This is a genomic window from Bacillus sp. SIMBA_031, assembly GCF_046535225.1.
Lineage (GTDB): Bacteria > Bacillota > Bacilli > Bacillales > Bacillaceae > Bacillus > Bacillus velezensis.
Genome location: NZ_JAWRXC010000006.1, coordinates 58,288 through 71,549, shown reverse-complemented (window position 1 = coordinate 71,549; position 13,262 = coordinate 58,288). Strand labels below are relative to the sequence as shown.

At 48.7% G+C, this 13,262-nt stretch carries 14 protein-coding genes; 4 read left to right on the top strand and 10 right to left on the bottom strand.

All coding sequences use genetic code 11. The features are described 5' to 3' along the window. The first annotated feature begins 246 nt into the window (after nucleotides 1-246). Nucleotides 247-1,314, top strand: a complete 1,068-nt coding sequence (locus SB724_RS15410) for an NAD(P)/FAD-dependent oxidoreductase (RefSeq protein WP_044801765.1) — start codon at nucleotides 247-249, stop codon at nucleotides 1,312-1,314. Between the two features lie 37 nt (nucleotides 1,315-1,351). On the opposite strand, the gene SB724_RS15405 is transcribed toward SB724_RS15410, so the two are convergent. Next, nucleotides 1,352-1,678, bottom strand: coding sequence for a YuzD family protein (locus SB724_RS15405; RefSeq protein ID WP_410571803.1), 327 nt, complete (start codon nucleotides 1,676-1,678; stop codon nucleotides 1,352-1,354). 79 nt (nucleotides 1,679-1,757) lie between these two features. On the opposite strand from SB724_RS15405, the gene SB724_RS15400 reads away from it, so the two are divergent. Further along, nucleotides 1,758-2,093, top strand: coding sequence for a NifU family protein (locus tag SB724_RS15400; RefSeq protein ID WP_169510385.1), 336 nt, complete (start codon nucleotides 1,758-1,760; stop codon nucleotides 2,091-2,093). 40 nt (nucleotides 2,094-2,133) lie between these two features. Here the strand turns inward: SB724_RS15400 and SB724_RS15395 are convergent, their stop codons facing one another. The 5 genes from SB724_RS15395 to cotNH form a co-directional block, all read right to left on the bottom strand. Continuing rightward, the gene (locus tag SB724_RS15395; protein WP_410571801.1) at nucleotides 2,134-4,110 is read right to left on the bottom strand and encodes a S9 family peptidase; all 1,977 of its coding nucleotides are present in this window, start codon (nucleotides 4,108-4,110) and stop codon (nucleotides 2,134-2,136) included. 102 nt (nucleotides 4,111-4,212) lie between these two features. Then, entirely contained in the window at nucleotides 4,213-5,142 is a 930-nt protein-coding gene (gene thrB, locus SB724_RS15390) for a homoserine kinase (RefSeq protein WP_007613546.1), read from the bottom strand. Further along, on the bottom strand, nucleotides 5,139-6,197 hold the full coding sequence (thrC, locus tag SB724_RS15385; RefSeq protein WP_014721762.1) for a threonine synthase: 1,059 nt from the start codon (nucleotides 6,195-6,197) through the stop codon (nucleotides 5,139-5,141). Before thrC ends, thrB begins: the two co-directional genes overlap by 4 nt. Then, nucleotides 6,197-7,498: a homoserine dehydrogenase gene (locus SB724_RS15380; protein ID WP_007613551.1), complete on the bottom strand. Its 1,302-nt coding sequence runs from the start codon at nucleotides 7,496-7,498 to the stop codon at nucleotides 6,197-6,199. The genes thrC and SB724_RS15380 overlap by 1 nt, the downstream gene beginning before the upstream one ends. A 201-nt stretch (nucleotides 7,499-7,699) precedes the next feature. Then, nucleotides 7,700-8,716 carry a spore coat-associated protein CotNH gene (gene cotNH, locus SB724_RS15375; RefSeq protein ID WP_007613555.1) on the bottom strand — a complete coding sequence of 339 codons (1,017 nt, stop codon included), beginning with the start codon at nucleotides 8,714-8,716 and terminating at the stop codon, nucleotides 7,700-7,702. Nucleotides 8,717-8,870: 154 nt separating this feature from the next. On the opposite strand from cotNH, the gene SB724_RS15370 reads away from it, so the two are divergent. After that, complete coding sequence (locus tag SB724_RS15370; protein ID WP_003151934.1) at nucleotides 8,871-9,371, top strand: phosphatidylglycerophosphatase A family protein; 501 nt, start codon at nucleotides 8,871-8,873, stop codon at nucleotides 9,369-9,371. A 27-nt stretch (nucleotides 9,372-9,398) separates the two neighbouring features. On the opposite strand, the gene SB724_RS15365 is transcribed toward SB724_RS15370, so the two are convergent. From SB724_RS15365 to lipA, 4 genes are all read right to left on the bottom strand, one after another. Further along, on the bottom strand, nucleotides 9,399-10,169 hold the full coding sequence (locus SB724_RS15365) for a TIGR01457 family HAD-type hydrolase (RefSeq protein WP_105937358.1): 771 nt from the start codon (nucleotides 10,167-10,169) through the stop codon (nucleotides 9,399-9,401). A gap of 33 nt (nucleotides 10,170-10,202) precedes the next feature. Beyond that, the gene (locus tag SB724_RS15360; RefSeq protein ID WP_265973111.1) at nucleotides 10,203-10,637 is read right to left on the bottom strand and encodes a DUF86 domain-containing protein; all 435 of its coding nucleotides are present in this window, start codon (nucleotides 10,635-10,637) and stop codon (nucleotides 10,203-10,205) included. A gap of 25 nt (nucleotides 10,638-10,662) precedes the next feature. Next, entirely contained in the window at nucleotides 10,663-10,938 is a 276-nt protein-coding gene (locus tag SB724_RS15355) for a YutD family protein (RefSeq protein WP_003151928.1), read from the bottom strand. Between the two features lie 217 nt (nucleotides 10,939-11,155). Next, entirely contained in the window at nucleotides 11,156-12,052 is an 897-nt protein-coding gene (gene lipA / locus SB724_RS15350) for a lipoyl synthase (RefSeq protein WP_003151923.1), read from the bottom strand. Between the two features lie 202 nt (nucleotides 12,053-12,254). On the opposite strand from lipA, the gene lytH reads away from it, so the two are divergent. After that, entirely contained in the window at nucleotides 12,255-13,232 is a 978-nt protein-coding gene (lytH, locus tag SB724_RS15345; protein ID WP_265973109.1) for an L-Ala--D-Glu endopeptidase, read from the top strand. Nucleotides 13,233-13,262: the final 30 nt, after the last annotated feature.

Here is a 13,262-nt window from a genome sequence, read left to right as displayed (position 1 = left end):
TACCTTATCCTAACGGAATTTCCTCTATTCGTCAAAGATCCGGTTTCACGTTCAATGTTATCGTAACATATTAATTCAGGTTAAAGGTTTTACTATTACGTGTTTTCTGGTCAATTTGTAGGTTATTTTAAAACTATTATTGTGGTTTTAGATCAAATTCGATATAATTCTAGATGTTATTTTACATAGTTCGTTATTTTGTAACAACATTGACTACCATATTTTTCGGGCAAAAGGGGAATCATTATGAAAAAATTGGTCTTGATCGGCGGGGGTTACGGAAACATGCGGGTGCTGCACCGCTTACTGCCGAACCAGCTTCCGTCAGATATATCCATCACGCTGATTGACAGAAACCCGTATCACTGCTTAAAAACAGAATATTATGCGCTCGCCGCCGGCACGATTTCTGATCATCATATCAGGGTGTCTTTTCCTGAGCATCCGAATCTGGATGTTCAATACGGTGAGGTGGCTTCCGTCGACACGAAAAACAAACAGGTTCTGTTTCATGACCGCGAACCGATTTCTTACGATGACGCGGTGATCGGACTGGGCTGCGAGGATAAATATCATAACGTGCCCGGCGCGCCGGAACATACTTACAGCATTCAGACCATTGATCAGTCACGCGAAGCCTATCAAAAGCTGAACAACCTCGGCGCCAATGCATCTGTCGCTATCGTCGGAGCGGGATTAAGCGGCGTGGAGCTTGCCAGTGAATTAAGAGAGAGCCGTGACGATCTGAAGATTATGTTATTTGACCGGGGCGACCTGATTTTATCAAGCTTTCCGAAAAGACTCAGCAAGTACGTTCAGAAATGGTTTGAAGAACACGGCGTCACCATTATCAATAATGCGAATATTACAAAAGTGGAAGACGGCATCGTTTATAATCATGATGAAGGAATACCGGCCGATGCCATCGTGTGGACGGCGGGAATTCAGCCGAATAAAGCCGTCAGAGAACTGGACACTGAAAAAGATCCGCAGGGCCGCATCGTTTTAACACCGCACCACAATCTTCCGGGCGATGAGCATGTTTACGTCGTCGGTGATTGCGCGAGCCTGCCGCATGCGCCGAGCGCCCAGCTGGCTGAAGCACAAGCGGAACAAATTGTGCAGATCCTCCTGAAACGCTGGAACAATGAAGAGCTGCCGGAAACAATGCCGCAATTTAAGCTGAAAGGCGTTCTCGGTTCACTCGGAAAAAAAGCGGGCTTCGGTCTTGTCAACGACCGTCCGCTCATCGGGCGTGTGCCCCGTTTATTAAAATCAGGCCTTTTATGGATGTACAAGCATCATAACGGCTGATAAGAAAAAAGCCGCTGATTGCGATCAGCGGCCATTTTTAAGAGCCCGCCACATAGCCGCGCTTTTCCATTTCTTCATATATATCTTTTAAATGCGGATTCCCTTCCCCCACAATGACATCCTCCACCAGCACGAGCGGGTAGAAAAATTCATCGTTTCTGATGCGCTCCGCAAGCTCTTCTGTCTCCTTTTGCTGAGGCGGTGCGTCAATATCAATATACCGTATGTTAAAAGGCTGCTCCGGATATTTCCGTTTCAGCGCCGCCTCCAGCCATTCAAACGTATCTTTGGCGCTCGGCATATTCACGCAGCTTGCGCAGAGCGTTTCAGCGCCGTAAACACTGAGCATAACCGGCTTTGTCATGTATATCATCCCCTTTACACCAGTATACAAAGGACGGGGCAGCTTTTGTATAAAAAACGGTTTTTATGTTCAAGTTTAAATATGCTATAATGGAGAAAGCAGCTTTGCAAACCAAACATTAGATTTTTACCGTTACTGTGAATATAATGGTTTTATGTATATGAAAGGAGCGAATCTCATGACTGAGGTTGAAATGAAAGAGCAAGTACAGGAAGTATTGGATAAATTACGTCCGTTTCTGCTTCGTGACGGCGGTGACTGTGAGCTTGTTGACGTAGACGAAGGCATCGTAAAGCTTCGCCTCCTTGGCGCATGCGGCAGCTGCCCAAGTTCAACGATTACGCTGAAAGCCGGAATCGAACGCGCCCTTCTTGAAGAAGTACCGGGTGTCGTTGAAGTAGAACAAGTATTTTAATCATAAAACCAGGCTGCATGACAGCCTGGTTTTTTATTTTTTACAAATAGTCATCAAACCATGAACAAATATAACGGATGCGTTTCATCCGCTGTTCCGGATGGCCGCTTCTCGACAGCTCATGCGTGGCTTTCGGAAACCGGATGAACGACGTCGTTTTGTTCAGTTTCTTCAACGCGGTAAAGAGCTGCTCGGCCTGCTCTATCGGACAGCGGTCATCTCGCTCACCGTGCAGAATCAAAAGCGGCGTCGAAACGCGGGACGCATATTTTACAGGAGAACGATCCCAAAGCTTATCCGCTTCCTCAAACAAATCATGCCCGAGCTGCCAGTCGGTAAAAAAGAAACCGATATCGCTGACACCGTGGAAGCTGAACCAATTTGAAATGGAGCGCTGCGTGACGGCTGCTTTAAAACGGCCTGTCTGCCCGACAATCCAATTCGTCATAAACCCTCCGTAGCTTCCGCCCGTCACACCGAGACGGCCGCTGTCAATAAACGGATACGCCTGAACGGCTTCATCCACCGCCTGCATGACATCACGGTAATCTCCGCCTCCGTAATCACCCCTGACACGATTGACAAAATCCTGCCCGTAGCCATGGCTTCCTCTTGGGTTGACATACATGACAGCATATCCTTGTGCGGCCAGCACTTGGAATTCGTGAAAATACGTATGGCCGTACATCATGTGAGGCCCGCCGTGTATGTATAGAATGAGGGGATAAGTTTGATCTTCTTCAAAAACGGCGGGCTTTAAAAACCAGCCGTTTACCGTCAGCCCGTCCTTTGTTTCATATTGCAGCTTTTCCGGCACGGATATGATGCGCTCCTCAATAAACCGATCATTGTCGGATGTCAATTGCTTCTCTTCCCCATCTTCGAGCGAAATGCTGTAAAGCTCGGAAGGCTGTGCGGGTTTGGCAATGACAGCGATACAGCTTTTCTGATCAGGATGAAAAGCAAAACCGTTCACATACTCTTCTTCTAATCGGATCGGATATACGAGGCCGTCAATCGAGATATAATAAATACCGGTGCTTCCCTGCTCGCTCCCGAGAACGTAAAAGCCCTGCCCGTCGTTTGTCCATACCGGCCGGGGCGTCACGCCTCCTATGATTGAATCCGCAATCAGCGCATCGCTCAAATGAACATCCAGCATGTCGGTCAGGCAGGACAGCCGCTCAGTTTTCACGTCGTACAGCCACGCTTTTTCTAAAGTCGCATTGCGAAATTCATTTTCATGGCCCAGCATCGCGATATAAGAACCGTCCGGTGAAAACACGCAGGAACCGAAAGAACCGCGGTGCGGCGTAATCTGCTTCAGGCTTCCGTCCGCCAGATTCATCAGATAGACATCGCTCGGCTTTCCGGCGTCACCCGGCTCGCATAAATTGGCGGTAAACGCAAGCTGCCTGCCATCCGGTGAAAAGGCCGCGCCATAATGATCCGCTTCATGATCCGTCAGCTGCTGAATCTCCCCCGTTTCAAGATGAATCAGCACAAGCTGGGCCCAGCTTCCGTTCAGCAGGCCTTTCCCATCACGTTTATATGTTAATGACTGAATGTCAACCGGCTCATACTCGTCATGCTTCTTTTTTTCTTTCTCATCGGCGCGCTCCGCTGATGTCAGACTGACGGACACAAGCACGGATCTGCCGTCGGGCGCCCATATCGGATCTGATACGCCCCAAGGAATATCGGCCGCCTGCTCCGCCTCTCCGCCGGCAGCGTCGATGATGTACAGCTGAGGGATGCCGTTCTCCCTGTCAGAAACAAAGGCGAGTCGCCGTCCGTCAGGCGACCACCGCGGACTTGTATTTCTGTTGTCCCCGAAAGTCCACGGGTTTGAGATGCCGGATTCTGTGTCATATACCATAATGGCTGAGGAATAGGCATCACGCTTATGATTGACTGTTGTCCGGACGTAAGCGGCTCTTCTGCCGTCAGGGGCATATTGCGGGTCTGTCACGGATACGAGAGTCGCAATGTCCTCCTCGGTTATGAGTTTTTTCAAATCATTTCTCCTCCTTTTCTTTTTTATTTCGCTTCCCTAAATAAAAATCCTTCTCCAGAAAAAGAAAGCGTCCTTCTCTGATGGGAAGAACGCTTTTTTTCATTATACACTTTTCACCTGCTCTAAAGGATTCCGTTCAATTACGCTTCCTTCTGACGGGACGGTAAGCGCCGCAATCTCACAGTGGGGGAAATGCTCAGAAAGCTGTTTTCTCAGCTCTTCTCCCTTTCCTTTTTCAATCAGGACTAGAATCGTCGGTCCCGCTCCGCTCAGCGCCGTTCCGTAAGCGCCTTTCATTTCGGCCGCATGTTCCACTTTTGAAAGCTCAGGAACAAGCATGGCGCGGTACGGCTGATGGAGGATGTCTTTTCTCATCATTTTCCCGGCGAGCGCCCAGTCATTTGACATGATCGCAGCAACGAGAAGGTTGCTGACGGCGCTTGCTTTAACGGCGCGTCGGTACGGCAGCTCTTTCGGGAGCACGTCTCTTGCGTCCCTGGTCAGAACTTCGTAAAACGGAATCACTGCCACAACGTCGATATCCGCTTCGGCAACACGCACGATATGTGTTTCATCTTCTTCGTGAAGGCCGATCACAAGCCCTCCTGCAAGGGAAGCAGCGGCATTATCAGGGTGCCCCTCTTCAAGACTCGCTAAGTGCAGTTTGTCGCTTTCCGACAGCTGCAGGCCGCATAACTCATCCGCAAGCTCAATGGCGGCGACAATAGCGGCCGCGCTGCTTCCGAGGCCCCGTGCAAGGGGGATGTCACTCCACACTTTGACATGGGCGGGCGGCAGCTCTTTTTGATAGCGGTCAGCCGTCCGTTTGGCGACTTGGTAGATGAGGTTGTCCGTTCCTTGAGGGATGCCCGCGACAGTTTCGGTTTCCGCCGAGAACTGCCATTCATCGTTTCGGAAAACCGAAAGCTTCAAATATCTGCTGAGCGCCATCCCGACGGAATCAAACCCGGGCCCTAAGTTGGCGGTGCTTCCCGGAACCGTAATGGAAAACAGCATCTCCGCCTCATTCATACACGCGCCGCTCCATTTAAGTATTCCAGAATACTGTCCTCATCTGTCGGCAGTGTGATCGGTTTTATGTCAGATACGTCTACAGCCGTGTTCGGATCTTTCAGGCCGTTTCCGGTCAAAACTGCGACAACCTTGCTGCCTTTTGGAATTTCACCGGATTTTACCTGTTTCAAAACGCCGGCGATGGATGCACAGGAGCCCGGTTCGGCAAACACGCCTTCTTCACGGGCAATCAGCTGATAAGCGTGAAGAATTTCTTCATCTGTGACTTCATCAATTTTTCCGGCTGATTCTTCCGCAGCGAGCACTGCTTTGTCCCAGCTGGCAGGATTCCCGATTCGGATTGCCGTCGCAACGGTTTCTGGATTTTTAATGACTTCGCCGCGGACGATAGCCGCAGAACCTTCCGCCTCAAAACCGCGCATTTTCGGAAGTCCGGTGCCGTTTTTCTCATGATATTCTTTGAACCCTTTCCAGTAGGCCGTGATATTCCCGGCGTTACCTACCGGGATCGCCAGAATGTCCGGCGCTCCGCCAAGCTGTTCGCATACTTCAAAGGCCGCTGTTTTTTGCCCTTCAATCCGGTAAGGGTTTACTGAATTCACTAATGCAATCGGTGATTTTTCGCAAATTGACCGGACGATGGCCAGCGCGTCGTCAAAGTTTCCGTCAATCGCAATGATTTCCGCACCGTACATGACGGCCTGCGCAAGTTTTCCGAAGGCGATTTTTCCGTCCGGGATGATGACGATGCATTTCATGCCGGCTCTCGCCGCGTATGCCGCAGCCGCCGCGGATGTGTTGCCTGTAGAGGCGCACATGATGGTATCATTGCCTTCTTCTTTCGCTTTGGCGACCGCCATGACCATACCGCGGTCTTTAAAAGATCCCGTCGGATTAACGCCCTCTGTTTTCACATGCAGTTCAATTCCGAGCTTTTCGGAAAGTTTCGGCAGGTGAATCAGCGGCGTGTTGCCTTCATGCAATGTCAGGGCCGGCGTCCGATCCGTCACCGGCAGAAATTCTTTATATTGATGGATGAGTCCTTTCCACATTAGCTCCAACCGTTCCCTTCTACGCGATATGTGCTTTTTACTTCTTGTACGACTTCGAGGTCATTTAAGTTTTGCAGAATGTCACTGAAATCTTCTTCCGATGTATGATGCGTGACGATGACGATTTCCGCGAGGTCGTCATGGCCTTTGATCGGCAGCTGCAGAATTTTTTCAAAGCTGACGCCGCGCTCTGAGAAGGCCGATGTGATTTTTGAAAAAGAGCCGACCTGGTCTTTGACGTGAATTCTTAAAAACTGCTGGGCATAGATATCAGACGGCTGCTTCAGATTTCTTTCAAACTGCGGGGCGACAAAGCTGTTTCCGTTTACGCCGAGACGCATGTTTTTCATGACCGCGACCAGATCGGAAACGACCGATGTCGCAGTCGGCATGCTTCCGGCTCCGGGGCCGTAAAACATCGTTTCGCCGACGGCTTCTCCGTACACGTAAACGGCATTAAACTCGTTATGCACCGCAGAGAGCGGATGATGATCCGGAAGCAGTGTCGGCTGAACGCTGACTTCGATTTTATTGTCATCACGCTGGGCGATGCCGATCAGCTTCATCGTATAGCCGAGCCGTTTGCTGAAGCTGATATCTTCATCCGTAATCCGGGAAATTCCTTTTACTTTGACATCGTCCAGATCAACGTCCATAGAGAAGCCGAGACGGGCTAAAATCGCCATCTTGCGCGCGGCATCGAGCCCTTCTACATCGGCGGTCGGGTCCGCTTCCGCGAATCCGAGATCCTGCGCTTCCTTCAGCACTTCTTCATACGGGCTTTTTTCTTTAATCATTTTCGTTAAGATGAAGTTCGTCGTTCCGTTGACGATTCCCATCATTTTTGTGATCCGGTCAGAGGAAAGGCCTTCTTCGAGCGTGCGTAAAATCGGGATTCCGCCGGCGACACTCGCTTCATAATACAAGTCACAGCCATTTTCCTTTGCGGCGGCTAAAAGCTCTGACCCGTATACGGCGATCAGATCTTTATTTGCGGTCACAACATGTTTTTTCGCTTTCAAGGCGTCAAGAAGATATTGCTTCGTCTGTTCGACACCGCCGATGACTTCAATAATCACGTCGACCTCAGGGTCATCGATTACATCATAGACTTCTGTCGTCAGCACTTCTTTCGGCAGGTCTGCGTCTCGTTTTTTATCAATATCTTTAACCAGCACTTTTTTGATCGTCACCGGACAGCCGACCTGGTGCATAAGCTTATCCTGATGATCTTGTATAATTTTGACGACTCCGCTTCCCACGGTTCCCAGTCCTAACAGTCCAATACGAATCGCTTCCAAAGAGAAACTCCACCTTTCTTCCTTTCGTCCACTAGAAAAGGACAATTGTTAACCCTTCACAGACATTTAAGTTACAAATATTATATAAGCCCGCATTTGTTTTGACAAGCGGCTGAATATTGTTTCTACAGCTATGAAAACGCTTAACACACTGATATGACAAGATTCCCTATTTTCTAAATATTTTTACGTCATATTTTCTTACGAACTGATTCCTTTCCCGAGCCACGCCACAGGCGGGACAAAAACCTGCGCCGACCTGACATTCATCATGTTGTGACATGTCTGTAAAAACTGTTCATAGCGGGTGCAGTCGGCAAGAATGTAGTCAAGCTGCTCTTCGTAAAACTGTTTTTCAGAATCATGAGAAATGTAATAGCTCTCCACCGTCTCGAAGAAGTGGAGCGGAAACAGCAGGCGGCTGTAAAACAGGCGCTTGGAAAAGGAGGATAACGGCGTAACTTGCTCATATTCCTGCAGAAACAAAAACCCATCTTTGAGCAGGTCGTCACGATGATACAAATATGTGCTGCGCATATATTCCGCAATATCACGGGCGGCATGGTCGAATACCCAATCGCCCGGAATGCGGATCAATGATTCCTCCGACCATGTATCCCGTTCCATCCGCTGATGGCAGATTGTCCCCGAGTCTTCTGCGCCGGGGTTGTCATCCAGCTCCGTATCCACTAAATATTGAATGGCGTTTTCCGCTAAGCCTGAATAATAAGGAAATGCTTCGATCATTTTCTTTTCGAACGGTTCAAGCGGAGACATATGAATTTTCTGCATCCAGAATGATTCCAGCTGATCCACCCGTTTTCCCCATAAGTCCTTCCATTGGCCGATCCTGCCCGCTTCTTTCACTTCGTACGGAAAACCCCGCCCTTTTCTGTGAAATTCGGCAAGCTCCCCTCCGACAGAAAACGACCGGTTTGAGACGGGAATCGGCGCTTTTAAGAGCGCATACGTTTTGCCTTCGTCCTCAAAGGTCAGTTCTCCTTCCTTCGTAAAGATAAACACTGAAACGTATGGGTCACTTTGTTCTTGTAAATACTGACTCATGTAGTAAAGCTCCGTCAGCTCTGATTGCGAAAACCCGGAAACGGGAATTATAAGAAAGAAGGAATTAGGCGTCTGGAAGCATTGGTATTTCTGATAAACGGAAAGCTGTCTGACGTGGATGCCGTACTTTTCTTTAATGATGCTTTTCATCATAATCACCTGCCTGAAAAATTAGAGCTATTCACATCGTAGTCATACGCCGGCGGAATTATGAATACATATTGTAATCCTTTGAATCAAGTGGAGAAACATCGTACACATCGGAAGGATGTTGTATAAACTAGTAAAAAAAGATTGGGTGAAGCAAATGTCAGAAAAGGAACAACTGAATCAGGTGGAAGCTGTCGCCAGAGCGCGTTTAAAAGAACGGGGGGTTGAGACGGACGATATTGCCGAGCTGGTGTATTTCCTTCAAAAAAAATATCATCCTGATTTGACGATGGAGGTATGCAGGCTCAATGTGGACCGTGTCATCGCAAAACGCGAGGTGCAAAACGCCATTTTAACGGGAATAGAATTAGATGTACTCGCCGAACAAAAAAAGCTGTCTGAACCGCTTCAGACCATTCTGGCGATTGATGAAAGCCTGTATGGGGTTGACGAGGTGCTCGCCTTCTCTATCGTGAATATATACGGCTCGATCGGCTTTACGAATTACGGCTACATTGACAAAGAAAAACCCGGCATTCTCGGGCGGTTAAATGATAAATCTACGGGCGAATGCCATACGTTTCTTGATGATATCGTCGGCGCAATCGCAGCAGCGGCTTCAAGCCGGCTTGCTCACAGCGCCAGAAATACAGAATAAGGACGGCCGTCATGGCCGTCCCTTTTTTTATAGATGTTCAATCCATTCGGTTAAAGAGTCAATCGCATATGTCGGCTTTTGGTCGTAATCTGCCATATGCTCACGCTTTGTCACTCCGGTATGAACCAGCAGCGTATCCATGCCCGCATTGATGCCGGCCATAATATCCGTTGCATAGTTATCACCGACCATGAGTGTTTCGGAAATATCCGTTCCGAGCACACGCATCGCCTGTTCCATAATAATGGATTCAGGCTTGCCGATAAAGACAGGCTCAACGCCCGTTGACACCGTCAAAACGGATGTAAGCGAACCGTTCCCTGGTAAAAGCCCTCTTTCAGTCGGAATGGCGACGTCGCCGTTTGTTGAAATGAACCGGGCGCCGTTTCTGATCGCAAGGCATCCCGTTGCCAACTTTTCATATGTAATGCCGCGGTCGATTCCCACAACGACAAAGTCCGCGTTTTCTTCTCCGAAGCTCAGCCCGTTTTCTTCAATGGCCTGACGGATGCCTTCTTCGCCGATCACATACACCGACGCGTGTTTTTTCTGCTGGGCGATATGCTGCGCAGTCGCCATGCTCGTCGTGAAGACCTGCTCTTCAGATGCCGGAATGTCAAAGCTCATCAGCTTGTCCGCCACCTGCTTCGGCGTCCGGGAAGAATTGTTCGTCACGAATAAATACGGAATGCCGCGCGCTTTAAGCGTTCTCACGAATTCACACGCTTCTTCGATTTTTTCCGTCCCGTTGTACATTGTGCCGTCCAAATCTATCAAATATCCTTTATAATCCTTCATACTCAACACTCCTGTGGATTTTCTCACTCGTTGTTATTTAAATGCGGAAACAGGCCCTAATTCTGTTTCCAGGTAGGTTCTTACACGGGCCGGAAAGGCTTTCAGCACATCTCTGTTTGACGTGATCAGCGTAAACAGCTCCTGATGATCGGCGTGCTGATATTCCTGGACAAGCTGCTTTCTGGAAGAGATCAGCTGCTTCAGCTTATTCCCTTCATCCTCAGCTACCACCTTTTCATCCGTCAGAATATCCATGATGTCGTCATAACTCCCCGGATCGCGCATGATAAAGCCGTCAATCATATCATTTCCGACATCGAGAATGCATTCGATCATAAGATGGCTGATCCGCTCAAGCGCCCTTTTGTCGATTTCGCTCTGCCATGCAGGCGTGCTGTCAAACAACGCCAGCTGGGTCTCAAAAAAACGGAGTGTTTGTTCGATATTATTTCTGTCAACAAAATACACGTGACAGCATCCCCTTCTGCATCAATTATTTTCTGATTCGTTTTAAAACAAAATACGCGCAGCCGAAATTGCAGTATTCGTAAATGTATTCGTCCAATGTGCTGATTTTCGTTTCAAAGGTTGCTTTTTGATTCTGGTCATCAAAGAAGCCTTTGAGCCGCAGCTGACTGTATCCCCAGTCTCCCACAATGTAATCATATTTATTTAATATGTCCGAATAGCGGGCTTTGAACGCTTCTTCATTAAAGCCGTTTTTAAAATCGTGTACGAGTTCAAACTCGGCATTTTGAATAAGAATCATGTCTTCACCTCTTTTATCACTCTTTACTATCATAATTCATTGACTTCTGTCCATCAATTGCAAAATGAGACGGTTCGGACGGACGGAGAATTTTTCCTCTTTATATCCAGTGTAGCGGTTCAGACGATCCTTATTCAAGAATGACTTTTTCCCTGCAAAAACGGCTCCATCGCAAAAAACCCAAAACCTGCGGCGTTTTGGGTTTTTTCGGCTTATCTTATGCTTGGGCCTGGCGTTTTTTAGACGCTTCGTTCACTTGTTCATCCGCATGGTAGGAAGAACGGACAAGCGGGCCTGCTTCACAGTGGCTGAAGCCTTTTTGCATCGCGATTTCTTTCAGTTCGGCAAATTCGTCCGGATGATAATATTTTTGGACTTTTAAATGTTTTTTCGACGGCTGCAGGTATTGGCCGATCGCCATGATGTCGACATTGTTCGCAAGCAGGTCGTCCATCACTTCAATAATTTCTTCCTTCGTTTCGCCGAGACCGATCATAATGCTTGATTTCGTCGGGATGTCAGGCTGCATTTCTTTCGCACGGCGCAAGAATTCCAAAGAACGGTCATATGTTGCGCGGGCCCGGACTCTCGGTGTCAGGCGGCGGACGGTTTCAATGTTGTGGTTCAGAATATCAGGGCGGGTATCCATTAATGTTTTCAGGTTGTCGTAATTTCCGCCCATATCGGATGGCAGCACTTCAATTGTCGTGAACGGGCTTTTTCTGCGAATCGCCCGGACCGTTTCCGCAAAGACGCCTGCTCCGCCGTCTTTCTGATCATCACGCGCTACGGCCGTGATGACGGCGTGTTTTAAATTCATCAGCGCGACGGAATCAGCTACGCGTTCCGGTTCCTGCAGATCCAGCTCAGTCGGCAGTCCCGTTTTTACAGCGCAGAAGCGGCATGCTCTCGTACAGACGGAACCGAGAATCATGAACGTCGCCGTACGTCTGACAGCCCAGCATTCATGGATGTTCGGGCATTTTGCTTCTTCACATACGGTGTGCAGATTATTTTCACGCATTAATTTTTTCAGGCCCGTATAGTTTTCATTCGTGTTCAGCTTTATTTTGAGCCATTCCGGCTTTCTCAGATGCTCGTCTTTCTTTGCCATTTCCCCATCATCTCCATTATCCCTTTATTCATGTTCGTGTGCGAAAAATTTCTATTTCACGATGGATATAAAACTTGCGGATTTCTATTCAATAGTCACTTTAACATAGGAAAAATTTCTCGACAAGGGAAGAGAATTACTTACATTTTCTCGGATTGTTGCCGCAAACTATTTGTATTCAATCCTGAAAGGAGATCATGTTGTGAAAGTTCTGTTATCTGCTCTTCTCCTTTTATCAGTTTTCTGTCCGGCTGCAAGCGGGAAAGAACAATCGGCTCCTGTTTATGGCGAACGGATGCAGTTGTACCGCAAAGCCGAAGCAGTCACGCAGATTCCTTGGTATGTGCTTGCGGCGGTTGACCAATATGAAGAAAATGTCCGCTCGAACCGAAAGGATCTGCCGGAAAAAGCGGGAATCATCAGCATTTATATTCCGGATCATTTGTGGAGCGGCCCTGAAAATCCAAATCCTAAGGACGATGCGCCTCTCAGCATTAAAGTATTTGACGGGATCGGCCTGGACGGCGACGGCGACGGAAAAGCCGAGGTAAGCAATGATGAGGACATTCTTTATACATTTGCACAGTATTTAGCGGGATTCGGAACGGATCTTGATCATATCCGCATCGGCCTCTGGAATTATTACCGCCGCGATCAGACGGTCGGCATTATCACCGAATTCATAACACTGTTTAAAACGTTCGGCCGCCTTGATCTCGGAGAGCACGCTTTTCCGCTTCCCGTGAAGACGGATTACAGCTACCGCAGCACATGGGGCGCCGCACGGGGTTTCGGCGGGCGCCGGATCCACGAAGGAACGGATCTGTTCGCTCATTACGGGCTCCCCGTCAGATCGACCTGCTACGGTATTGTTGAAATGAAGGGCTGGAACCGTTTCGGCGGCTGGAGAATCGGCATCAGGGATATCAATAACACGTATCACTACTTCGCTCACCTGAACGGCTTTGCAAAAGGTGTGCATAAAGGCCGGATCGTCAAACCCGGAGAGGTGATCGGCTCTGTCGGCAGTTCCGGATACGGACCGCCGGGCACCGCGGGAAAATTTCCGCCGCATCTTCACTACGGGATGTATAAAGATAACGGCAGATCGGAATGGTCTTTTGATCCGTATCCCCATTTAAGGGCATGGGAACGAAAAGAAATCCGCAGGAAAAAGTAAACACACAGCCGCCAGGAAAGATTGCGGCTG